Origin of the sequence: Streptomyces sp. TM32 (assembly GCF_004122755.1) — a bacterium.
Classification (GTDB): domain Bacteria; phylum Actinomycetota; class Actinomycetes; order Streptomycetales; family Streptomycetaceae; genus Streptomyces; species Streptomyces sioyaensis.
Map to the genome: position 1 here is coordinate 1 of NZ_SDIG01000035.1, position 22,707 is coordinate 22,707.

The following is a 22,707-nucleotide window of genomic DNA, read 5'->3' on the forward strand; positions in this document are numbered from 1 at the left end:
GGTGTGTTCCTGGCGGGCGGCGACTCCGGGAAGGGCGGTAGTGCGGCGCCGCGCGCGTCACCCCCGTAGGCGCAGGCCCCGTGGGGTGGGGTGGAAGCCGGCGGACTCCAGGGTGGCGGCGAAGGGGGAGGTGAGCGCCGCGGTGCCATTGATGCGTTCGGTGGTGATCGTGCCCAGGGCGCCGGCGCGGGCGGCGTCGGTGAGGGCCTCGACGGCGAGCTGGAGGCGCGGCTCGGTGGCGGCCCGGGCCGGGTCATGGCCGAGCGGCCAGACCAGCAGGGTCTTGCCGCCGCGCTCCATGTAGAGCGTCAGCTCGCCGTCGACCAGGACGACCAGGGAGCCCGCCTTGCGGCCGGGCTTGTGGGTGGACCCTTCGGGCGGCTCGGGCCAGGGCAGGGCGGCGCCGTAGGCGTTGGCGGGGTCCGCGGCGGCCAGCAGGACGGCGCGCTGCGGGCCGCCGCGCCGGGACGGCGCCGGGCCGCCGTCCGGCGGCGCCGCATCGGCGGTGCGCTCCCGCTGGGTGCTGACCGCGCGCAGCCGGTCCACCGCGCCGTCCATCGCGAACTGGGCGGCGCCCAGCCCTTCCACCACGTAGCCGCGGCGGGCCTGCCCGGACTCCTCGAAGGCGGCAAGTACGCGATAAGCCGCGGAGAAGCCGCCCTCGACGCCCTCGGCGGCGACCGCACCGCGGGTGACGATGCCGTGGCGGTCGAGGAGCGTACGGGCCAGGGCGTGGGCGCGGTGCGTCGGGTCCGGTTCGGTCGTGGGCAGCAGCGACCAGCGGCCGCCCACGGTCGGCGGGCCGGACCGGGAGGCGGTGGGGCGGCCGCCGCGGCCCGCGCCCGTGGGGTGTCCCCAACGACCCCGGGGAGTGGCGCGGCGGGCGCGATGGGCGGTGGAGCCGGCGGTGCGGCCCGAGCCGAGGAGGGCGCGCAGCGGGGCCAGGGTGTCATTGGTCAGCCGGCCCGACCAGGTCAGTTCCCACAGCGCGTCGGCCAGTTGCGGGTCGGTGGCATCGGGGTGGGTGGTGGCACGGACCTGGTCGGCGAGCTGGCGGAAGAACAGGCCGTATCCGGGGGCGAGGGCGGTCAGCAACGACTCGTGCAGCGCGGACAGTTCCAGCGGGAGCGGCGGCGGGAGCAGCAGCGGGGCGGTGTCGGCCAGATGGAGGGAGAGCCAGCCGTCCTTCCCGGGGAGGGCGCCGGCGCCGGCCCACACCACCTCGCCGGTGGCGGTGAGTTCGTCCAGCAGAGCAGGGGTGTAGCCGCCGACGCGGGATGGGAGCACCAGTTTCTCCAGGGCGGACGCGGGCACCGGTGCGCCCTGGAGCTGCTCGATGGCGCGGGCCAGGCCGTCGATGCCGCGCAGACCGTGCGACGCGCCGCCGGACACCGCCGGCGCGCCGCTCACCGGGGCCGGACGCGGGGCGCCGACGTGCTGCCACTGGGGGAGGAAGGCGGCGAGCGCGGCGGGCGGCACCGGCTCCAGCTCCTCGCGCAGGGCGGCCAGCGAGCGGCGGCGCAGCCTGCGCAGCACCTGGACGTCGCACCACTCCTGGCCGATGCCCGCGGGATGGAACTCTCCCTGGACGACCCGGCCGGCGGCGGCGAGGCGGTGCAGCGCGCCGTCCGTGACGGCCGTGCCCAGGCCGAAGCGGGCGGCCGCCTGCTCGGAGGTGAACGGGCCGTGGGTCCGGCCGTACCGGGACAGCAGATCGCCGAGCGGGTCCTTGACCGGTTCGGTGAACGACTCCGGGACGCCGACCGGCAGCGCCGTGCCCAGGGCGTCGCGGAGCCGGCCGGCGTCCTCGACGGCGGCCCAGTGGTCGGCGCCGGCGATCCGCACCCGGAGGGCGCGGCGGGCGGCGGCCAACTCCCCGGCCCATGCCGGATCCGCGCCGCGTTCGGTCAGCTCGGCGTCGGTCAGCGGGCCCAGCAGCCGCAGGACATCGGCGACCCCCTCGACGTCCTTGACCCGCCGGTCCTCCGTGCGCCACTGCAGCTCGCGCTCCAGCTCGGCCAGCACCTCGGCATCCAGCAACTCACGCAGCTCGGCCTGGCCCAGCAACTCGGCGAGGAGCCGGGAGTCCAGGGAGAGCGCGGCGGCGCGGCGCTCGGCGAGCGGCGAATCGCCCTCGTACAGGAACTGGGCGACATAGCCGAACAGCAGCGAGCGGGCGAACGGGGACGGCTCGGGGGTGGTGACCTCCACCAGGCGGACCCGGCGGGCCTCCAGGTCGCGCATCAGCTCCGTCAGGCCCGGTACGTCGAAGACGTCCTGGAGGCATTCCCGAACAGCCTCCAGCACGATCGGGAACGACCCGAACTCACTGGCCACCTGAAGGAGTTGGGCGGCCCGCTGACGCTGCTGCCACAGCGGGGTGCGCTTGCCGGGGCTGCGCCGCGGCAGCAGCAGGGCCCGGGCGGCGCACTCACGGAAACGGGAGGCGAACAGCGCGGACCCGCCGACCTGGTCCGTGACCAGCTGGTCGACCTCGCCGTGGTCGAAGGCGACATCGGCGGCTCCCACCGGGGACTGCTCCGGGTCGTACTCCGTGCCGCGGGTGTGCAGGCCCGGGTCGGCGGCCGGGTCGAAACCGGCGTCGCCGTCGAGGAGGTCGAGGCCCATCAGATCGGCATCGGGCAGCCGCAGCACGATGCCGTCGTCGGCGTGCATCACCTGGGCGTCCATGCCGTAGCGCTCGGTGAGACGGGCGGCCAGTGCCAGCGCCCAGGGGGCGTGCACCTGCGCGCCGAACGGGGAGTGGATGACCACCCGCCAGTCGCCCAGCTCGTCGCGGAACCGCTCCACGACGATCGTGCGGTCATCGGGGACATGGCCGCAGGCCTGCTTCTGCTCGGCGAGATAGCTCAGCACATTGGACACCGCCCAGTCGTCCAGCCCGGCGGCGGACAGCCGGGCCCCGGCCTCCTCGGGGCCGAGCGAGCCGACCTCACGGAGGAACGCGCCGAGCGCCCGGCCCAGTTCGAGGGGGCGGCCGAGCTGGTCGCCCTTCCAGAACGGCAGCCGTCCCGGAACCCCGGGGGCGGGGGTGACCAGCACCCGGTCACGGGTGATGTCCTCGATGCGCCAGGACGTCGTGCCGAGCGTGAAGACATCGCCGACGCGGGACTCGTAGACCATCTCCTCGTCGAGCTCTCCCACCCGTCGCCCACCACCGCCCTTCCCGGAGTCGCCGCCCGCCAGGAACACACCGAACAGGCCGCGGTCGGGGATCGTGCCACCGGAGGTGACGGCCAGCCGCTGGGCTCCGGGACGGCCCGTGACGGTCTGTGCGACGCGGTCCCACACCAGACGCGGCCGCAGTTCGGCGAAGGCGTCGGAGGGATAGCGGCCGGCGAGCATGTCCAGTACGGCCGTGAACGCCGACTCGGGGAGCGCGGCGAACGGGGCCGCCCGCCGGACGACGGCCAGCAGCTCCTCGACGTCCCAGGTGTCCATCGCGGTCATGGCCACGAGCTGCTGGGCGAGCACGTCCAGGGGGTTGGCCGGCACCCGCAGCGCCTCGATGGAACCCGAGCGCATCCGCTCGGTGACCACGGCCGCCTGCACCAGGTCGCCGCGGTACTTGGGGAAGACGATGCCCGTCGAGACCGCGCCGACCTGGTGCCCGGCCCGGCCGACGCGCTGCAACCCGGACGCCACCGACGGCGGGGACTCCACCTGGACGACCAGATCGACCGCGCCCATGTCGATGCCCAGCTCCAGGCTGGACGTGGCGACCACGGCCGGCAGCCGGCCGGCCTTCAGATCCTCCTCCACCTGGGCGCGTTGCTCCTTGGACACCGAGCCGTGGTGGGCACGGGCCAGCACGGGCGGCGCACCCTTGGCGGCGCCGGCCTCCGCCATCAGCTCCGCGGGGGAGTGGTGCTCGGGCAGGACCTCTCCCGTCGCCCGCTCGTAGGCGATCTCGTTGAGGCGGTTGCACAGCCGCTCCGCCAGGCGGCGGGAGTTGGCGAAGACGATCGTCGAGCGGTGGGCCTGGACGAGGTCGGCGATCTTCTCCTCGACCTGCGGCCAGATGGACGGCTTCTCGCCGGTCTCGCCCTCCTGGACCGGTGAGCCGCCCAGTTCGCCCATGTCCTCCACCGGGACGACCACCGAGAGGTCGAAACGCTTCCCGGACGGCGGCTGCACGATCTCCACCCGGCGCCGCGGCGACAGATAGCGGGCCACCTCCTCCACCGGGCGGACCGTCGCCGACAGCCCGATCCGCCGCGCCGGGCGGTCCAGCTGCTCGTCCAGCCGCTCCAGGGACAGCGCCAGATGCGCGCCGCGCTTCGTGCCGGCGACGGCATGCACCTCGTCCACGATCACCGTCTCGACGCCCGCCAGCGCCTCCCGGGCCGAGGACGTCAGCATCAGGAACAGCGACTCGGGGGTCGTGATGAGGATGTCCGGCGGGCGGTTGGCGAGCGACCGGCGCTCGGCGGGCGGGGTGTCCCCGGAGCGGATGCCGACCGTGATGTCCGGCTCCGGCAGTCCCAGGCGGACCGACTCCTGGCGGATGCCCGTCAGCGGGCTGCGCAGATTGCGCTCGACATCGACGGCCAGTGCCTTCAGCGGCGAGACGTACAGCACCCGGCAGCGCTTCTTCGGCTCGGCGGGCGGGGGAGCGCTCGCCAGCGCGTCCAGGGAGGCGAGGAAGGCGGCGAGCGTCTTGCCGGATCCCGTCGGTGCCACCACGAGGACGTCACAGCCCGCGCCGATCGCCTGCCAGGCACCTTCCTGCGCGGCGGTGGGCGCGCTGAACGCCCCGGCGAACCAACCGCGGGTCGCGGGCGAGAACGAGTCGAGCGCTGCCTTGACCATGTCCCCCATCGTGCACCGGACCACTGACAACGCGGTCCCCGCCCGCTGTCACCTGTGGATTCCCGGCCGTCGAGGCGCCCGCCGTCCGGCCGTCCACCCCTCGGACGTGCAGACCGGCGACCTCCGGGCCGGACGCAGAATGACGGCATGGTCATGGTCAGCGGGGACGGTGCGGCCGACGGCGGCCCCGGCGCGGGCGCCGTGCCGCGGGCGGGCGGCGAGTGGGCGCGTCACTGGCGGTACGCGGGGCTGCCCGGCCTCGATCTGCTGCGCGCCCGCTATGTCCGGCACTCCTTCCCCCGCCATGCCCACGACGGGTACGTCGTCTGCGCGGTCACCTCCGGCATCGAGGAGGTCGGGCTCCAGCAGGGGACCGTCCGGGCCGGCCACGGCGGCATCATCATGATCAACCCGGAGGTTGCGCACACCGCGCGGGCGGGTGCCCCCGAGGGCTGGACCTACGCCACGCTCTACCCCTCTTCCGGCGTCGTCGCCGAGATCGCCGAGGAGACCACGGGGCTGCGCGGCACCGCGGGGTTCCACGAGACGGTCGCCGAGGACCCGCACCTCGGCCACATGATCACCGAGATCCACCGGGCCGCCGAGGCCGGTAACGCGCTCGCCGCCGACAGCCTGCTGCGGCTCCTCGTCGCCCGGCTGCTGCGCCGCTACGGAGGCCCGCTCCCGGTGCGCCACCCCCGCAGTGCCGGCGCCCGTACCGCCGCCCGCGCGCGGACCGTCCTGGAGGAGCGGATGGCCGACCCGCCCTCCCTGGAGCGGCTGGCCGAGGAACTCGGGACCGGCCCGTTCGCGCTGCTGCGGGCCTTCCGCAGCGCCTACGGGATGCCGCCGCACACCTGGCTCACCGATGCCCGGGTGCGCCGGGCCCGCCGGCTCCTGGAAGCGGGCAGCGCTCCCGCCGACGCGGCCGTCGCCGTCGGCTTCACCGATCAGCCCCACCTCAACCGGCACTTCACCCGGATCGTCGGGGTGCCACCGGGTGCGTACCGCAGGGAGCGCACGGCACCGCCGGGCGGCACGGGGGCCGCCGGTGGCGGGCAGCCCGCCTGGGACGCAAGAACGTACAAGACCGCCGAGGGCGCCCGCTCCTAAGGTGCGGGGCGTGGCAGAACAGACACAGATACGCACCCCGGGGCGGGCCGCGGAGCCGCCGGCCGCCTCCGCGAAACCCGACTCCGCCGTCATCCAGGACGCGCTCGGAGTCGGCGTCGCCGTCGGCCTCTCCGGATTCGCCTTCGGCGTGGCCTCGGCCGGCGCCGGGCTCAGCCTCCTGCAGACCTGCGCGCTCAGCCTGCTGGTGTTCACCGGGGCGTCGCAGTTCGCCCTGGTCGGCGCGCTCGCGGCGGGCGGCAACCCGCTCACCGCCGCGGCCGGCGCCTTCTTCCTGGGCGCGCGCAACGCCTTCTACGGGCTGCGGCTGTCCGCCGTCCTCGGCTACCGGGCGACGGTGAAACCCTTCGCCGCCCACTGGGTCATCGACGAGACCTCCGCCGTCGCCCTGGCGCAGCCCGACCGGCGCACCGCCCGACTGGGCTTCACGGTCACCGGGCTGACGTTGTACGTCCTGTGGAACCTCACCACCCTCGTCGGCGCCCTCGGTGCCGGAGCGCTCGGTGACACCGATGCCTGGGGGCTGGACGCGGCCGGCCCCGCGGTCTTCCTGGCGCTGCTCGCGCCCAAGCTCACGACCACGGTCGAGCGGCTCACGGCCGGGCTGGCCGTGGTGCTCGTCATGGTGACGCTGCCACTCCTGCCCACCGGCGTACCGGTGCTGATCTCGGCGCTCGCCGCACCCGCCGTCCTCCTGGCACAGGGGCGACGGGAGCGCACCGAGGAGACGCACGGGACGGAGCGGTCCGGCACCGGCCCGGACGACACCGCGCCCCAGGACGGATCCGCGCAGATCCGCCGCACCAGCGGGGAGGACCGGGCATGAACGTCTGGATCGCGATCGCCGCCACCACCGTCGGCTGCTACCTGGTCAAGTACCTCGGTCTGTCGGCGCCCGCCGGCGTACTGGAGCGCCCGCTCGTCAAACGGCTGGCCGCCCTGCTGCCGGTGGCCCTGCTGGCCGCGCTCACCGCCCAGCAGACCTTCAGCGACGGCCGGCATCTGATGCTCGACGCCAAGGCCGCGGGGATGGCCGCCGCGGCCCTCGCGCTCGTCCTGCGGGCGCCGTTCCTCCTGGTCGTAGGGGTCGCGGTGATCGTCACCGCGGGGGTACGGGCACTGGGAGGCTGAGCGCTCAGCCCAGGGGGCGCCCGTACGCCCGCAGGGTCAGCAGCGCCTTGAGCGTCACCATGGGGCGGCTCTCCAGCGCCGTCCCCGGTGCCCACACCCGCCAGTTGACCGGCCAGCCGCCGTCCTGCTCCTGGAGCGCGGCGAGGTGGTCCAGCGCCCGGTCCATCTCCCCGTCGGTGAACCAGCTGCGGGCCAGCGAGCCGGGGGCGGCGGCGAAGTCGTACGCCAGGTGATGTTCCCCGGGGGCGTACCCCTGCGCCACCGGGACATCCGCGGCCTGCTCCGGGTCCAGCAGGACCAGCTGCTGCTCCCGTACGAGCCGGCCGAGGCGCTGCGCCGCGGCGGCCGCCCGGGGCCGGTCCGGGGCGCCGTCCAGGAAGGCCACCGCCGCTTCGACCTCGTACGGATGGGTCTCCTCCAGCGACTCCACGGCCGCCCAGCAGTAGTCCGTGGCCCGGAACAGCCAGGCGTGCCACACCTCGTTGCGGTGCAGCACCCCCACCACGGGGCCGGTGGCCAGGAGTGCGCTGGGCGGATCGTCGACCACCGGGATCCAGGGCGCGGCCGGATAGCCGCGCAGAGAGGGGTGCAGCGCCGGCAGCGCGCCCTCGGGGGTGGAGACCTTCGTCAGATAGCGGCAGATCCGCTCCACCTGGCGGCCGTCGCAGCGGCCGATCAGATCGAGCACCTTCAGGGCGTGCGCGGTGTGCAGCGGCTGGCTGACCGGGCCGCGGAGGTCGGGCTCCAGGGCATGACCGAAGCCGTCGTCGTCGTTGCGGTACGCGGCGAGTGCGGTCTCGACCGGGTCGGGCCCGCCGCCGAGGAAGTGGTACTCGAAGAGCCGTTGCTCGAGCACCCGGGCGGTCAGCCAGATGAAGCGCTCGGCGCGCGCCAGAGGGGTCGCGGGTGGGCTTACGTTGTCGGCCATGGCCTGACCGTAAGGCGGAAAGGCCCGGCGGGGACCGGCTCGCGCACCGGTGCCCTCCCAGGACGGATTCGGAAGGCCTGCGGTTGACGGCCTGCGGGCCGCCGGGCGGGCGCCCGGACCGGCTGATGGATGCTTGGTGCAGGGCGAGGCGGGAGGCCCGGAGGACTCCGTACGGCCGTACGGGGCGCGAGGGGATGGAAAAGTGCAGATCAGAGTGGGTACGGAGCGGAATTCATGCGGTTGACGATCTTCTGGGAGCGGATGGCGGACCACTTCGGTCCGGCGTACGCCGACTCCTTCGCACGTGATCACGTGATGTCCGGCCTCGGCGGCCGGACCGTGCACGAGGCGCTGGACGCGGGGTGGAGCGCGAAAGAGGTGTGGCGGGTGGTCTGCTCGGTGATGGACGTGCCGCCCGAGAAGCGCTGAGCGGGCGGCGGATGCGCCCCCTGACCTGGGCGGCAAGGGTCCGGCAGCGGCCCGTTGCGGCCGGGCCGCCCGGGCCCGGGCCCGGGATGTCACAGCAGTGCGCGACACTTGGCTCCGTGCCTGAGCCAGATGAGATCAGCAACGACGTCCCACGCCCCGAGGAGCGGCCCGATACACGGATGCCGCCCTGGCTGCCGCGCGCCATGGTGCTGGCGCTCGCCCTGGTGGCCTGTTTCCAGCTCGCCACCTGGGGATTCCACCAGCTGATCACCCTGCTGCTGAATGTGCTGATCGCGTTCTTCCTCGCGCTGGCCGTCGAACCGGCCGTCGACTGGATGGCGGCCCGGGGCATGCGGCGCGGACTGGCCACCGGCCTGGTCTTCCTGAGCATCCTCGTCGCCGCTGCGGGATTCTTCGCGCTCCTGGGCTCCATGCTCGCCGGGCAGATCACGACCATGGTGGAGGAGTTCCCGCAGTACCTGGACTCCCTCATCAGCTGGATCAACAACACCCTGCACACGCATCTGTCGCGGGTCGAGGTGCAGAACAATCTGCTCAAGTCCGACTGGCTGCAGAAGTACGTCCAGGACAGCGCCAACAATGTCCTGGCCGTCTCCGCGACGGTGCTGGGCAGCCTGTTCAACCTGCTGACCGTGGCCCTGTTCTCGTTCTACTTCGCCGCCGACGGCCCCCGGCTGCGCCGTGCGCTGTGCTCGGTGCTTCCGCCGCATCGCCAGACGGAGGTGCTGCGCGCCTGGGAGATCGCGGTCGCCAAGACCGGTGGGTATCTCTACTCCCGCGGGCTGATGGCACTGATCTCCGGTGTCTCGCACTACGTCCTGCTGGAGGTCCTCGGCGTGCCGTACGCCCCGGCGCTGGGCATGTGGGTGGGGCTGGTCTCCCAGTTCATCCCGACCATCGGCACGTATCTCGCGGGCGCGCTGCCCATCCTGCTCGCGTTCACCGTCAACCCCTGGTACGCGCTGTGGGTCTTCGGTTTCGTCGTGACGTACCAGCAGTTCGAGAACTACCTCCTGCAGCCGCGGATCACCGCCAAGACGGTGGACATCCATCCCGCCGTCGCCTTCGGATCGGTTGTCGCCGGTACGGCTTTGATGGGCGCGGTGGGCGCACTGATCGCGATCCCGGCGACAGCGACGCTGCAGGCGTTCCTCGGTGCGTACGTCAAGCGGTACGAGGTCACCGACGATCTGCGGGTCCGCGGCAGGCGCGGGCGCGGTGTCAGTGCCCTGGCCCGGGTCCGGCGGACCCTGCGTGCCGACCAGCCGTCGTCCCCGCTGGAGGACCAGGGGACGGAGGGCGTCCAGGGGGAGGGGCAGGGAGCCCGCTGACGGCTCCGGCGCGGGGCGGACCCTTGACGGGTTCGCCCGGCCATGGGCGTCCGGCCGCGGGGAGGCGAGGGGGCCGCCGCAGGGACGCCGGGGTGTGGGGCCGGCCAGACCGGTGCGACATGGTGTCGGCAGCTGGTGCCGGGGTGCTGCTTGACACCAAAATCGAACATCCATTCTCATTGGAGATCGGGCCTGTGTCCTCGGGTGTTCCGCGGAGTTATCCACAGGCCGGAGCCGGGTCCGGGCGCATTGTCAGTGGCAGGCGTTAGCGTCATGGACGTGAAGCGATCGACTCAAGCAAATCGGGTGGAACCCATGGCAGGCACCGACCGCGAGAAGGCACTGGACGCCGCGCTCGCACAGATTGAACGGCAATTCGGCAAGGGCGCCGTGATGCGCATGGGGGAGCGGTCGAAGGAGCCCATCGAGGTCATCCCCACCGGCTCCACCGCCCTCGACGTCGCGCTCGGCGTCGGCGGCCTCCCCCGCGGCCGCGTCATCGAGGTCTACGGCCCGGAGTCCTCCGGTAAGACGACCCTGACCCTGCACGCCGTCGCGAACGCCCAGAAGGCCGGCGGCTCCGTCGCGTTCATCGACGCCGAGCACGCCCTCGACCCCGAGTACGCCAAGAAGCTCGGTGTGGACACCGACTCCCTGATCCTGTCCCAGCCGGACAACGGCGAGCAGGCCCTGGAAATCACGGACATGCTGGTCCGCTCCGGCGCGCTCGACCTCATCGTGATCGACTCCGTCGCCGCCCTGGTGCCGCGGGCCGAGATCGAGGGCGAGATGGGCGACTCCCACGTCGGCCTCCAGGCCCGGCTGATGAGCCAGGCGCTGCGCAAGATCACCAGCGCGCTCAACCAGTCCAAGACCACCGCGATCTTCATCAACCAGCTCCGCGAGAAGATCGGCGTGATGTTCGGCTCGCCGGAGACCACGACCGGCGGCCGTGCGCTGAAGTTCTACGCCTCGGTGCGCCTCGACATCCGCCGCATCGAAACCCTCAAGGACGGCACGGACGCGGTCGGCAACCGTACCCGCGTCAAGGTCGTCAAGAACAAGGTCTCCCCGCCGTTCAAGCAGGCCGAGTTCGACATCCTCTACGGCCAGGGCATCAGCCGTGAGGGCGGCCTGATCGACATGGGTGTGGAGCACGGCTTCATCCGGAAGTCCGGCGCTTGGTACACCTACGAAGGCGACCAGCTCGGCCAGGGCAAGGAGAACGCCCGCAACTTCCTCAAGGACAACCCGGATCTCGCCAACGAGATCGAGAAGAAGATCAAGGAAAAGCTGGGCATCGGTGTGAAGCCGCAGGACCCGGCGGCGGACCCGGCCGCGGACGCCGCGGTGGCGGCGGGCGAACCGGCCGCCGCGGCTCCGGCACCGGCGGCGAAGGCCGCCAAGGGTTCCAAGGCCGCCGCGGCCAAGAGCTAGCCCGCCATGACACGGCGAACGGAATGGCCGGACAGCGGGGATGCCCCCCGCGGCGCTGCCGGCGACGCCGAGACCCGTAGCGGCCGCAGGGGCCGTCGTGGTGATACGGACAGCGGTGGTCCCTCCTCGTCGAGGGCCGAGTCGGGACCGCCGCGTACGCCCGAGGAGCAGGCGCGGGCCATCTGCCTGCGCCTGCTCACCGGGAGCCCGCGGACCCGCAAACAGCTCGGGGACGCCCTGCGGCAGCGGGGCATCCCCGAGGAGGCCGCGGAAGAGGTGCTGTCCCGGTTCGAGGATGTCGGGCTGATCGACGATGCCGCCTTCGCCGATGCCTGGGTGGATTCCCGCCACCACGGCCGGGGCCTGGCGCGCCGCGCGCTGGCCCGCGAACTCCGCACCAAGGGGGTGGACTCCACCCTCATCGAGGAGGCCGTCGGCCGCCTCGACTCCGCACAGGAGGAGTCCACCGCCCGTGAGTTGGTCGACCGCAAGCTGCGGGCCACCAGGGGCCTGGACCGCGAAAAGCGACTGCGCCGCCTGGCCGGAATGCTGGCCCGCAAGGGCTACGGCGAGGGGCTCGCCCTTCGCGTCGTCAAGCAGGCACTGGAAGAGGAGGGTGAGGATCCGGAACTTCTGGACCAGCACTGTCTGCCGGAGGGGTGAGGACCCACCCCCAACCCCGCCCTCCGCCAAGCCTGGAATCCGCCTGCCAGGTCGGTTGCCCGGTGCAGGCCCAAGTGGCGGAGGGACAGGGCCGCGAGGCTCGATGCGTAGCCCTCGTTGCAGATGACGACGACCGGCAGATCGTGGTGTGTTGCCTCCGGGGCGCGGTGTTCGCCCGTCGGGTCGAGCCGCCATTCCAGCTCGTTGCGCTCCACGATCAGCGCGCCGGGGATGGTGCCGTCCCGTTCCCGCAGCTCCGCGTAGCGGATGTCCACCAGCAGTCCGCCGGCCTCCTGGACCGCGGCGGCCTCCTGGGGCCCGACCCGGTGCCCCAGTTCCCGCCGGGCCCGCGCCAGCAGCTCGTCGACCGCGCTCATGTCCACTCCTCCGGCTGCTCGACCGCTTCGACCCGCAGGACCGCCCCGGTGCGGCTGTAGCGGCGCATCAGCGGCAGCGGCGGGTAGTAGGCGTGCACCGACACCGCATGGGTGTCCTGGGAGGTGTTGAGCACCTGATGCACATGGTGCGGGCCGAACGCCCGGCCGCGGCCGTCGCCGAGCCTGCGCTCACGGTCCACGCCCTCGGCGAGTTCCAGCGTCGTCCAGCCCTCGGTGGGCAGCGGGGCGGCGAGCGACTGTTCCGTCAGTTCACCGGAGGCGGCCGCGAAGGCGCCGTACGAGCCGCCGTGGTCGTGCCAGCCGGTACCGGTGCCGGGCGGCCAGCCGATCAGCCACGCCTCGCTGCCGGCCGGCCCGGCCAGCCGGATCCAGGTACGGCCTTCGGGGTCGAGCGGGAGCGAGGCGATGAGCGCCGGGTCCGCCGCGCTGCGGCGGACGAAGTCGAGGAGTTCGGCTGCGCTCGGTCCGCCGTCACGGTCGGAGGCATGCGGGTGCGCAGGGGTACGTACGTCGGGCACGGAAACCGTCCTGAATGATCGCGAAGAGGCGCGGCTGCCGGGTAGAGGCGGGCCGCGCGGGGGAGAAGAAGCGGATCAACAGGAGGGACGACACATGCAGCCCGCATAGCGGACCAGGTCGAGATGGACCCTCCGCCAGAATCGCGAGCTGTGTTCAGTCATTCTCGGAGTGAAGCATGGAGGTTCCCACAGGGTCAACTGCGGAATCCTCGCCCTCCTCGGCTCCGTTGCCGCCGGACGCCGCGGAGTTCCCGGTTCCGTCGGACCGCGGGGACCGGCCTGTCGCGACCTGCCGCCCGTGTGCCCCGCCCCGTACGGCGTCCGCGCAGGCGGCCATGTCGGCCCGGCGGACACCGGACAGGGTGGTGACCAGATGGCCGTCCGGCCGGACCAGCAGCACGGTGTGGGCGGCCGCGCCCGGATAGGCCTCGGCGACCAGGATCTCGGCGTCCATCGGCAGCGCCTCGACCGCTTCGGCCAGACGGGGCATCAGGCCCGCCGACTGCCAGTGCCGCCGGTCCCAGACGCCGGTGCCGGGCGCCACCAGCACCACCAGCAGGCCGCGCCCGAGCCGGTCGCGCAGCCGGACCACCGAGCCGTCGGACGCGGTCACCGCCACATCCGCGACCGGCGCGCCGGGCAGCGTCTCGACGGGCGGCCCGCCGGTGTGCTCGGCGGGTGGCGCCAGCGGGGTGCGGGCGTAGACCGGGGGTGCGCCGAGGGGGCCGCGGCCCAGGTGGCCGTCGGTCAGCAGGGTGCTGCGGCCGCGCACCGCGCCGGGCAGGACGGTCCGCCAGCGGGCGGCGCCGCCGTCCCGGAGCAGCGGCAGCGCCTGGTCGGCGGCGCGCAGCCGGGCCGCGACGGCGCCCCGGCGCTCGGCCTGGTAGCTGTCGAGCAGCAGCTCGGAGGCGCCGTGGTGCCAGGCCAGGCCCAGCTTCCAGGCGAGGTTCTCGGCGTCCCGCAGGCCTTCGTCCAGGCCCTGGGTGCCGAGCGCGCCCAGCAGGTGCGCGGCGTCCCCGGCGAGGAAGGCCCGGCCCTCCCGCCAGCACCGGGCCAGCCGGTGGTGGACGGTGTGCACTCCGGTGTCGAGGAGTTCGTAGGGCGGGACCTGCTGGCTGTGGCCGCGGCCCCGTGCGAGCGGCCCGCCGCCCCCGTCGCCGGTCTCCTCGGCGACGTCCGCCGGGGGGTCGGTGGTCCAGCCGGCCAGGGAGTCGCGGATCCGGGCGACCAGGGCGTCCGGGGTGACCAGTTCCCGGCCCGGCGGCAGCAGCCAGTCCAGCCGCCAGACGTGGTCGGTCAGCGGCCGGGCCGAGACCTCGCTGCCCGGTCCGCCGCCGTGCCGGGTCGGCGAGCGGTGCAGCAGGGCCTCGCCGGGCCAGGGGAGTTCGCAGCGCAGCGCGGCCACCGCATGCCGCTCCACGGCTGTCCGGCCCGGGAAACGGATGTCGAGCAGCTTGCGGACGGTCGAGCGCGGGCCGTCGCAGCCGATGAGGTAACTCCCGCGCCACCAGGTGCCGTTGGGGCCGCGGGTCTGGGCGCTGATGCCCTGCCCGTCCTGTTCGAGAGCGGCGAGCCGGCTGCCGGTGACGACCTCGGCGAGTTCCTCGTCGGCGAGTGCGGCGCGCAGGGCGCGGGTGAGCGCGTGCTGGGGGAGGTGCAGCGGGGAAGCGGTGGTGGGGGCGGCCGGGCCGTCCGGGGCGAAGGCGACGCGTTCCAGCAGACGGCGGCGGCGCATGGTGCGCCAGGCCGTCCAGCGGGTGCCCGCGGTCTCCAGGGCGGCGGCGCAGCCGATCCGTCCGACGAAGGCGGCGGTGTCCGGGCGGAGCACGGCGGTGCGGGCGGGCCGGGTGTCCTCCTGGCCGGTGGTCTCGTCGAGGACGACGGTGGGGACGCCCAGACGGGCGAGGGCGAGCGAGAGGGAGAGGCCGACCGGGCCGGCCCCGACGACGATCACCGGGTCCACGGCGCAGCTCCCCGGGGCCGCTGGTACGTACGGGTCAGGCGGGAACTGGCAGTTGGAGCCCGGTGCGCGATCACACAGCGTATGCAACCCACTGCGGCCGCTCGCGTCAAGTGACGGAGGCGGTGGCGCCGGTGCCACCGCCTCCGGAGGGTCTCTTCCCGGCCGCGACCCGCCGTCGTGCCGTCAGCGCCGGCCGGGGTTCACGGACGGAGTCTCACTCCTGCTTGGCCGCCGGGCCGCCGGGGACCGCGTCGGCCACCTCCATCGCATCGGCGGCCACCACCGGCTCACCGGCCGAGGCCACCTCGATACCGGTCCGGGCGCGGCGGCCGCGCCGCTCGATCCAGTTGGCGAGGGAGGACAGCGCCAGGCACATCCCGACGTAGATGCTGCCGGTGACGATGATGACCGGGACGTAGGTGTCGTTGCCGTTGACGATGATGTTGGTGCTCATCTGCCGGGCGGTGAAGAGCAGTTCCTCGAAGGTGATGATGTAGCCGAGGGAGGTGTCCTTCAGGGTCACCACGAGCTGGCTGATGATCGTCGGCAGCATCGCCCGGACGGCCTGCGGGATCAGCACCGTCGTCATGACCTGCGTCTTGCTCATGCCCAGCGCGTAGGCGGCCTCGCGCTGCCCCGTCGGCACGGCGTTGATGCCGGCCCGCAGCACCTCGGCCTGCACCGCACCGTTGTAGACGGTCAGCCCGATGACCAGCGCCCAGAACTGCGGCTGGCTGCCGGTGAGCCCGAGGCTGTCCCGGTTGGCGAGCAGGGTCACCCACACCGCGTAGATGGTGATCAGCAGCGGGACGGCGCGGAAGAGTTCGATGAAGCCGGTCGCCAGCCAGCTGACCGGCTTGTGGTCCGAGAGCCGGGCCACCGCGAGCAGCACGCCCAGCGCCAGGGACAGCACCGCCGCCACCGCGAAGACCTGCAGTGTCGTCAGGACGCCGTCGCGGATGCCGGTGCGCACACCGGCATTGTTGAAGATGTTCCAGACCTCGGGTTCGAGCTGGCCCCGGCTGTTCAGCCGCAGGAAGGCGAACGCGATCAGCCCGAGCACCGCGAGGGAGCCGAGGACGGAGTAGACGCGGTTGCGCGCCTTCGCCTTCCGTCCGGGGACGTCGTAGAGAACGCTGGCGCCGCTCATGCCTTTACCTCGCTTCGTTCCGCCCCGCCGTTGTGCGGCGCCCACGTCGTACCGTTGCCTCTGCCGCGTCCGCCGCTCATCGGGCGACCCCCATCCGGCGCTCCAGCAGCCGGAAGAGACCGCTGATGGAGAAGGTGATGACGAGGTAGCCGAGCGCGGTCCACAGGAAGATCCAGGCGACCGTGTATCCCTTGTCGTTGAGCAGCTTGGAGACGCTGAACAGCTCCGGGAAGCTGAAGGCGCCGGCGATCGCGGAGTTCTTGGTGAGCGCGATCAGGATGCTGCTCAGCGGGGCGAGCACGGTGCGCGTGGCCTGGGGGAGCACGATCAGGCGCAGCGTCTGGGCGAAGGTCATACCGATGCTGCGGGCGGCTTCCGCCTGGCCCAGCGGCACGGTGTTGATGCCGGAGCGCACCGCCTCGCACACGAACGAGGAGGTGTAGAAGCCCAGCGCCAGCGTGGCCAGCACGAACGGGCTGGCGCCCTGGAAGAGGATCTGCGGCACGACGAAGAACGCGACGAGGAACAGCAGCGTCAGCGGGGTGTTGCGCAGGACTGTCACCCAGGCCGTCCCGAAGGCGCGCAGCGGCGGAATCGGCGAGACCCGGAAGCCGGCTATGAGCACGCCGAGCACCAGGGCGAGCAGCCCGCTGGACGCGGTGATCTCCAGGGTTCCGAGGAATCCGGCGCGGAACTCGGGCAGATAATCGAGGAGTACGTTCATGGGGTCTCCGCGGTAGCGGTCATCGGGTCGGCGGCGGGGGACGGCCCGGGGGCCGGGAAACGGGTGACGACAGCGCGCCCCGTACACCCGCCGCGGCGGGCGTACGGGGCGGCGCAGTCAGAAGAGAAACCGGAAGCCTCAGTACCGCGGCAGCGGGGTCTCCGGGGCGACGTACTTCGAGCCCGACTTGCCGAGCGTACCTTCGTACGCCTTCTTGTAGTCGCCGTTCTTGATGTGGTTCTCCAGGGCCTTGGTGATCGCGTCACGCAGGGCCTTGTCGTCCTTGTTCATGCCGACGCCGTAGGGCTCCTTGGTGAACGGCTTGCCGACGACCCGGAGCTTCTCGGGGCGCTGGGCGGCGTAGCCCTTGAGGATCGCGTCGTCGGTGGTGACGGCGTCGGCGCCGCCGTCCAGCAGGACCTTCACGCAGTCCGAGTACTTGCCCAGCTCGGTGGTGTCGGCGCCGTACTTCTTCTTCTTGATCTCCTGGAGCGGGGTGGACCCGGTGATCGAGCAGACCTTCTTGCCCTTGAGGGAGTCCGGCCCCGTGACGCTCTTGTCGTCCTTGCGCACCAGCAGGTCCGCGCCGGCCGTGTAGTACGGGCCCGCGAAGCCGACCTGCTTCTTGCGCTCGTCGTTGATGGTGTACGTGCCGACGTAGTAATCGACGTCGCCGTTGGAGATGGTGGTCTCGCGGACGTTGGAGTCGATCGTCTTGAACTGGATCTGCTTCGTGGAGAAGCCCAGGTCGGCGGCGACCATCTTGGCGATCTCGATGTCGAAGCCGGAGTACTTGCCGGTGCCGGGGTCCTTGAAGCCGAGGAAGGGCTGGTCGGCCTTGACGCCGATGACGATCTTCTTGGCCTTCAGGGCCTTCTTCAGCACCGGAGAGTCGATCTTCGGGGCGGCGGCGACCTTGTAGTCCTTGCTGAATACGTCGCCGCCGGCCGGCTTGTCGCCCGCCGTGCCCGACTCGCCGCCGCAGGCGGTCGCCGTCGCCGCCAGCGCGAGCACCATGGCACCGGCCGCAGCAGTCTTACGAATCCTCATGGTGAACATCCTTTGGTTCAACAAGTGGTGGCAATGAGGGTGGCCCAACTGCGGCCTCAGTGATGGAGGATCTTCGACAGGAAGTCCTTGGCGCGTTCGCTGCGCGGGTTGTTGAAGAACTGGTTCGGCTCGGCCTCTTCGACGATGCGGCCGTCCGCCATGAAGACGACCCGGTTCGCCGCGGAGCGCGCGAACCCCATCTCATGGGTGACCACGATCATCGTCATGCCGTCCCGGGCGAGCTGCTGCATGACGTCCAGCACCTCATTGATCATCTCCGGGTCCAGCGCGGAGGTCGGCTCGTCGAACAGCATCACCTTCGGGTCCATGGCCAGCGCGCGGGCGATCGCCACGCGCTGCTGCTGACCGCCGGAGAGCTGTGCGGGGTACTTGTCCGCCTGGGTGCCGACACCGACCCGGTCGAGCAGTGCGCGGGCCTTGTTCGCCGCCGCCGCCTTGTCGGTCCTGCGGACCTTGGTCTGCCCCAGCATCACGTTTTCGAGCACGGTCTTGTGCGCGAAGAGGTTGAACGACTGGAAGACCATGCCGACATCGGCGCGCAGCCGGGCCAGCTCCCGGCCCTCCTGCGGCAGCGGCTTCCCGTCGATCGTGATGCTGCCGGAGTCGATGGTCTCCAGGCGGTTGATCGTGCGGCAGAGCGTCGACTTGCCGGAGCCCGAGGGCCCGATCACGACGACGACCTCACCGCGGTTGATCGTCAGGTCGATGTCCTGGAGCACGTGCAGCGCGCCGAAGTGCTTGTTCACGTTGTCCAGCACGACCAGCCGGTCCGCTGCGGGCGCAGGACCCCCGGCGTTCTTGGTCACCGATACTTCGCTCATCGGCGGGTAGCTCCGTCCTCCTCGATTGGGGAGGACCCTAGTAATGCCCTGCGACCAGCGTCATCAGTTCTGAGCGAAGCTTGAGCATAACGATCCGGCCTCGGGTGGACACGGTGAGTGAAGCCGGCGCCGCGTAGAGATGTCGTCACGATATGCCACGGGAGTACCGGCTGGGTAACGGATGGCGGCGCGGAGGTGGCCGCCTCTTGACGCGCACACCCCCCATCGCCGTAGATGCCCTGTGGCCTGTACGCACGCACCTGGGAGGAGGTCCGATGAGACTGCTGCTCGTCGAGGATGACGAACACGTCGCCGCGGCGCTGTCCGCGGTGCTCGCCAAGCACGGCGTGGCCGTCGTGCACGCACGCAACGGCGAGGAGGCGCTCAAGGCCCTGCTGCCCGACCACGCGGAGCCGTTCGCGGTGGTGCTGCTCGACCTCGGGCTGCCCGACCAGGACGGTTTCGAGGTGTGCGGCCGGATCCGCAAGATCTGCGCCACCCCCGTCATCATGGTCACCGCCCGGGCCGATGTGCGCTCCCGCATCCACGGCCTCAACCTCGGCGCGGACGACTATGTCGTCAAGCCGTACGACACCGGTGAGCTGCTGGCCCGTATCCACGCGGTGAGCCGGCGCACCGCGCCCGGCGGCGCCGAGCAGCCGGTCGACGAGGGCGCGGCCGACGACGCGCTCCGGCTGGGCGCCGTCACCGTCGAACTCCCCACCCGCCAGGTGTCCGTGGACGGCGCGGCCGTCCCGCTCACCCGCAAGGAGTTCGATCTGCTGGCCCTGCTGGCGCAGCGCCCCGGTGTGGTCTTCCGCCGGGAGCAGATCATCAGCGAGGTGTGGCGCACGAGCTGGGAGGGCACCGGCCGGACCCTGGAGGTGCACATCGCCTCGCTCCGCGCCAAGCTGCGGATGCCCGCGCTGATCGAGACGGTGCGCGGCGTCGGCTACCGCCTGGTCGTCCCGGCCGCCGGGTCGCCCGCCGCCCCGGCCTCCTGAAGGCCGCCGCGGTCACGTGCGCACCCGCCTGCTCCCGCTGCTGATCGTCCTGATGGCTGCCGTGCTGCTCGCGCTCGGCTTCCCGCTCGGTGTCATCACCGCCGGTGTGGAGCAGCAGCGGGTGGTCGTCGACCGGATCGACGACGCCGCCCGCTTCGCCTCCCTCGCCCAGTTCGTCACCGCCCGGCCCGCCACGAACGCCCGGGACAAGACCCCCGAGGAGGACGAGCGGCTCGCCACCCTCGGCACCGAACTCGACCGCTACTACAGCCTCTACGGCATCCGCGCCGGCGTCTTCTACCGCGATCACACCACGATGGCCGCCGCCCCCGCCGGGCTGTCGGTACCGCACGACGGCGAGGCCGCCCAGGCCTTCCGCGAGGCGCTGGCCGGCCGCCGCAGCCACGACCCGCACCAGATCTGGCCCTGGGACGACGCCGGCCGCATTCCGGTCGCCTCACCGGTGATACGCGACGGGGATGTCGTCGCCGTCGTCGTGACCGACTCGCCCACCGGGCAGATGCGTGCGCGGATCCTGCGCAGCTGGCTGCTGATCGCGGCCGGTGAGTGCGCGGCCATGCTCGTCGCCGTCAGCGCGGCCGTCCGCCTCACCGGCTGGGTGCTGCGGCCGGTACGGATCCTGGACGTGGCGAGCCACGACATCGCCACCGGGCGGATGAACGCCCGCGTCGCCGCCACCGCCGGACCGCCCGAACTGCGCCGCCTGGCCCGCTCGTTCAACGAAATGGCCGACCATGTCGAGGACGTCCTGGAACAGCAGCGCGCCTTCGTCGCCGACGCCTCCCACCAACTGCGCAACCCGCTGTCCGCGTTGCTGCTGCGCATCGAGCTGCTGGCGCTCGAACTCCCCGACGGCAACGCGGAGATCGCCGCGGTCCGTACGGAGGGCAAGCGGCTGGCCCGCGTCCTGGACGATCTGCTCGGCCTCGCGCTCGCCGAACACTCCGATGCCGACCTCCAGCTCACCGATGTCGCGGCGCTGGCCGCCGAACGCGTGGACTCCTGGCGCCCGTTGGCCGAGGCCAAGGGCGTCCGCCTCACCTACGAGGGGCAGAGCGCCGTCACCGGCTGGGCCGACCCGGTCGCCCTGTCCAGCGCCCTGGACGCCGTCGTCGACAACGCCCTGAAGTTCAGCCCGGAAGGGCGGCCGGTGACCGTCGGCGTCGCCCCGGACGGCGAGCGTGTCCAGGTCACCGTCACCGACCGCGGCCCCGGCCTGACCGACGACGAACTGGAGCGGATCGGTGACCGCTTCTGGCGCAGCGGCCGCCACCAGAACGTCTCCGGCTCCGGGCTCGGCCTGTCGATCACCCGCGCCCTGCTCGCCGCGGGCGGCGCCACCATCACCTACGCCCCGCATCCGCCGCACGGACTGAAGGTCACCGTCACGATGCCGCGGACCGCCCCGTGACCGGGTGCCCGCGTGACCCGGGGCGGCTCCCCGAGGGTGTGTTAGCGTGGGCCGTGTTGCAGTTGTGGTACCCATGATGAACTTTGTGCGCGCCCGGAAGCTGAGGCTCCGGGCGTTCCTTGTTTTCCGGACCTGTTCCGGTGTGGGGCGATCATCTCGGCGACAAGGAGGCCGCGCGGTGCGGTCTCCGGTTTGCCCCATGAACGGAGAAAAACATGGCTTCCGGCACCGTCAAGTGGTTCAACTCGGAAAAGGGCTTCGGCTTCATCGAGCAGGACGGCGGCGGCCCCGACGTCTTCGCCCACTACTCGAACATCAACGCGCAGGGCTTCCGTGAGCTCCTCGAGGGCCAGAAGGTCACCTTCGACGTGACCCAGGGCCCGAAGGGCCCGCAGGCGGAGAACATCGCCGCCGCCTGACGCACCGCGCGTCCCACGACAGGGCCCGCACCGGCCTGGCCGGTGCGGGCCCCGTCGCGTGCCCGGCGGCCCGGGGAGGCCGCGTGCCGCGCCGCCGCCTTCTCAGGGTTTCTGGGACACGTAATAGCGCCGGGCGCCCTCGTGCAGCTCCAGCGGATCGGTGAAGACCGCCGTCCGCAGGTCCACGTTCTGTGCGGCGTGCACCTGGCGGCCGATCCAGTCCCGGCTGTCGATGACGGTACGGGTGATCCCCTCGGTCAGCGCGGCGTCCTCGCGGTCCGTGGTCACCAGCAGGTTGGCCACCGCGATCGTCTTCACCGCCTCGCCGCTCTGGGCCATCGGGTAGGCATCGGCGGGCATCACCGCGGCACGGTAGTAGCGGGTGCGCTCGCCCTGCCGGTGCAGCGCCTCGCTCAGATCGCCGAGCTGGACCAGCCGCACCGGGAACCGCTGTGCCAGGTGCTGCACCGCCGTCGTCGGCAGCCCGCCGGACCAGAAGAAGGCATCCAGCTTGCCCTCCTCCAGCAGCTTGGGCATCCGGTCGATGCCGACCCGCACCGGCACGATGTCCGTGTCGAAGTCCAGCCCGGCCGCCTCCAGCAACCGCCGGGTGATCAGCTGTACGCCGGAGCTGTCGGCCCCGACCCCCACCCGCAGCCGCCGCAGGTCCTTCGTCGAGCGCACCGACGACTTCTTCGGCACCACCAGCTGCATGTAGTCGTCGTACAGCCGCGCACAGGCCCGCAGCCGGTCCGCCCCCAGCTCGCCCCTGACCTGGTACGCGGCGACCGCGTCCGCCGTCGCGATGGTGAATCCGGCCCGCCCGGCGACCAGCTGCCGCAGATTGTCGATCGAGCCCTCGCTGCGGGTCAGCCGCAGATCCACCTCCGGCAGGTCATGGGCCAGATCCTGCTTCAGCAGCTCGCCGTAGCGCGCATACACCCCGGTCGGCACGCCCGTCGCCATCGTCACCCGCCCACCGGGGGAAGGGGAGCTGCCCATCGACAGCAGCCCCCACAGCAGCAGCCCGAGGGCGACCGGTGCCGCGAGCGCCGCCATGAGGGAGCGGCGGCCGAGGCGGGGGAGTGCGGGGACCATGGGCGGGATCCTGCCAGCACTCCGGCGGGAAAGGGAGGGGTGGGGGGCGGTCCGCGGAAGCCACCGCTGCGCGGGCCTCTCGGCGGCGGGCTCCTCGCGGCGGTCGAGGGCGCATTCTCTCCCCACTTGCGGAAGTCCGCATGCGTAGAAAGATCGGTTGTAGCGCTGTCGAGGGGCAGTCAGCTTTCCCTCCCACCGTTTCCCG

The 22,707-nt window shown here is 72.4% G+C and carries 21 protein-coding genes; 10 read left to right on the plus strand and 11 right to left on the minus strand.

What is annotated here, in order from left to right:
* Window positions 1-57: 57 nt before the first annotated feature.
* Window positions 58-4,833: a DEAD/DEAH box helicase gene (locus tag EST92_RS11275; protein WP_129280800.1), complete on the minus strand. Its 4,776-nt coding sequence runs from the start codon at window positions 4,831-4,833 to the stop codon at window positions 58-60.
* Window positions 4,834-4,980: 147 nt separating this feature from the next.
* Here EST92_RS11275 and EST92_RS11280 point away from each other — a divergent pair, with 147 nt between their 5' ends.
* Genes EST92_RS11280 through EST92_RS11290 form a run of 3 tightly spaced genes read left to right on the plus strand, consistent with a single transcriptional unit; the run spans window position 4,981 to window position 7,095 of the window.
* Window positions 4,981-5,946, plus strand: a complete 966-nt coding sequence (locus tag EST92_RS11280; RefSeq protein WP_129280801.1) for an AraC family transcriptional regulator — start codon at window positions 4,981-4,983, stop codon at window positions 5,944-5,946.
* A gap of 28 nt (window positions 5,947-5,974) precedes the next feature.
* Entirely contained in the window at window positions 5,975-6,790 is an 816-nt protein-coding gene (locus EST92_RS11285; protein WP_254068773.1) for an AzlC family ABC transporter permease, read from the plus strand.
* Window positions 6,787-7,095 carry an AzlD domain-containing protein gene (locus tag EST92_RS11290; protein WP_129280803.1) on the plus strand — a complete coding sequence of 103 codons (309 nt, stop codon included), beginning with the start codon at window positions 6,787-6,789 and terminating at the stop codon, window positions 7,093-7,095. Before EST92_RS11285 ends, EST92_RS11290 begins: the two co-directional genes overlap by 4 nt.
* A 4-nt stretch (window positions 7,096-7,099) precedes the next feature.
* Here EST92_RS11290 and EST92_RS11295 read toward each other — a convergent pair whose 3' ends face one another.
* Complete coding sequence (locus EST92_RS11295) at window positions 7,100-8,023, minus strand: hypothetical protein (RefSeq protein ID WP_129280804.1); 924 nt, start codon at window positions 8,021-8,023, stop codon at window positions 7,100-7,102.
* A 234-nt stretch (window positions 8,024-8,257) separates the two neighbouring features.
* On the opposite strand from EST92_RS11295, the gene EST92_RS11300 reads away from it, so the two are divergent.
* The 4 genes from EST92_RS11300 to recX all read left to right on the plus strand — a co-directional run bounded on the left by EST92_RS11300 (window position 8,258) and on the right by recX (window position 11,904).
* The gene (locus EST92_RS11300; RefSeq protein ID WP_129250994.1) at window positions 8,258-8,452 is read left to right on the plus strand and encodes a DUF3046 domain-containing protein; all 195 of its coding nucleotides are present in this window, start codon (window positions 8,258-8,260) and stop codon (window positions 8,450-8,452) included.
* Between the two features lie 116 nt (window positions 8,453-8,568).
* The gene (locus EST92_RS11305) at window positions 8,569-9,804 is read left to right on the plus strand and encodes an AI-2E family transporter (protein ID WP_129280805.1); all 1,236 of its coding nucleotides are present in this window, start codon (window positions 8,569-8,571) and stop codon (window positions 9,802-9,804) included.
* Window positions 9,805-10,119: 315 nt separating this feature from the next.
* Window positions 10,120-11,241, plus strand: coding sequence for a recombinase RecA (gene recA / locus EST92_RS11310; RefSeq protein WP_129280806.1), 1,122 nt, complete (start codon window positions 10,120-10,122; stop codon window positions 11,239-11,241).
* A 6-nt stretch (window positions 11,242-11,247) separates the two neighbouring features.
* A complete protein-coding gene (recX, locus tag EST92_RS11315; protein ID WP_129280807.1) occupies window positions 11,248-11,904 on the plus strand; it encodes a recombination regulator RecX in 657 nt (218 codons plus the stop codon).
* On the opposite strand, the gene EST92_RS11320 is transcribed toward recX, so the two are convergent.
* The 8 genes from EST92_RS11320 to EST92_RS11350 form a co-directional block, all read right to left on the minus strand.
* A complete protein-coding gene (locus EST92_RS11320; RefSeq protein WP_254068770.1) occupies window positions 11,805-12,281 on the minus strand; it encodes a rhodanese-like domain-containing protein in 477 nt (158 codons plus the stop codon). The genes recX and EST92_RS11320 overlap by 100 nt on opposite strands.
* On the minus strand, window positions 12,278-12,820 hold the full coding sequence (locus tag EST92_RS11325; RefSeq protein WP_129280808.1) for a cysteine dioxygenase: 543 nt from the start codon (window positions 12,818-12,820) through the stop codon (window positions 12,278-12,280). Before EST92_RS11325 ends, EST92_RS11320 begins: the two co-directional genes overlap by 4 nt.
* Window positions 12,821-12,895: 75 nt before the next feature.
* A complete protein-coding gene (locus EST92_RS32705) occupies window positions 12,896-12,982 on the minus strand; it encodes a putative leader peptide (RefSeq protein WP_338059684.1) in 87 nt (28 codons plus the stop codon).
* Window positions 12,975-14,783 (minus strand): FAD-dependent monooxygenase, encoded by a 1,809-nt coding sequence (locus tag EST92_RS11330; protein WP_129280809.1) that lies wholly within the window; start codon window positions 14,781-14,783, stop codon window positions 12,975-12,977. Before EST92_RS11330 ends, EST92_RS32705 begins: the two co-directional genes overlap by 8 nt.
* A gap of 214 nt (window positions 14,784-14,997) precedes the next feature.
* On the minus strand, window positions 14,998-15,933 hold the full coding sequence (locus EST92_RS11335; protein WP_129280810.1) for an amino acid ABC transporter permease: 936 nt from the start codon (window positions 15,931-15,933) through the stop codon (window positions 14,998-15,000).
* A gap of 76 nt (window positions 15,934-16,009) precedes the next feature.
* Complete coding sequence (locus EST92_RS11340; RefSeq protein WP_129249159.1) at window positions 16,010-16,657, minus strand: amino acid ABC transporter permease; 648 nt, start codon at window positions 16,655-16,657, stop codon at window positions 16,010-16,012.
* 138 nt (window positions 16,658-16,795) lie between these two features.
* Window positions 16,796-17,707, minus strand: coding sequence for a glutamate ABC transporter substrate-binding protein (locus tag EST92_RS11345; protein WP_254068771.1), 912 nt, complete (start codon window positions 17,705-17,707; stop codon window positions 16,796-16,798).
* A gap of 56 nt (window positions 17,708-17,763) precedes the next feature.
* Window positions 17,764-18,549, minus strand: coding sequence for an amino acid ABC transporter ATP-binding protein (locus EST92_RS11350; RefSeq protein ID WP_129280811.1), 786 nt, complete (start codon window positions 18,547-18,549; stop codon window positions 17,764-17,766).
* A gap of 275 nt (window positions 18,550-18,824) precedes the next feature.
* Here EST92_RS11350 and EST92_RS11355 point away from each other — a divergent pair, with 275 nt between their 5' ends.
* The 3 genes from EST92_RS11355 (at window position 18,825) to EST92_RS11365 (ending at window position 21,404) form a co-directional block, all read left to right on the plus strand.
* Window positions 18,825-19,553 (plus strand): response regulator transcription factor, encoded by a 729-nt coding sequence (locus EST92_RS11355; protein WP_129280812.1) that lies wholly within the window; start codon window positions 18,825-18,827, stop codon window positions 19,551-19,553.
* Between the two features lie 16 nt (window positions 19,554-19,569).
* A complete protein-coding gene (locus EST92_RS11360) occupies window positions 19,570-20,985 on the plus strand; it encodes a HAMP domain-containing sensor histidine kinase (RefSeq protein WP_129280813.1) in 1,416 nt (471 codons plus the stop codon).
* A gap of 215 nt (window positions 20,986-21,200) precedes the next feature.
* Entirely contained in the window at window positions 21,201-21,404 is a 204-nt protein-coding gene (locus tag EST92_RS11365; RefSeq protein ID WP_042160117.1) for a cold-shock protein, read from the plus strand.
* A 102-nt stretch (window positions 21,405-21,506) separates the two neighbouring features.
* Here EST92_RS11365 and EST92_RS11370 read toward each other — a convergent pair whose 3' ends face one another.
* A complete protein-coding gene (locus EST92_RS11370) occupies window positions 21,507-22,502 on the minus strand; it encodes a TAXI family TRAP transporter solute-binding subunit (protein ID WP_129280814.1) in 996 nt (331 codons plus the stop codon).
* Window positions 22,503-22,707: the final 205 nt, after the last annotated feature.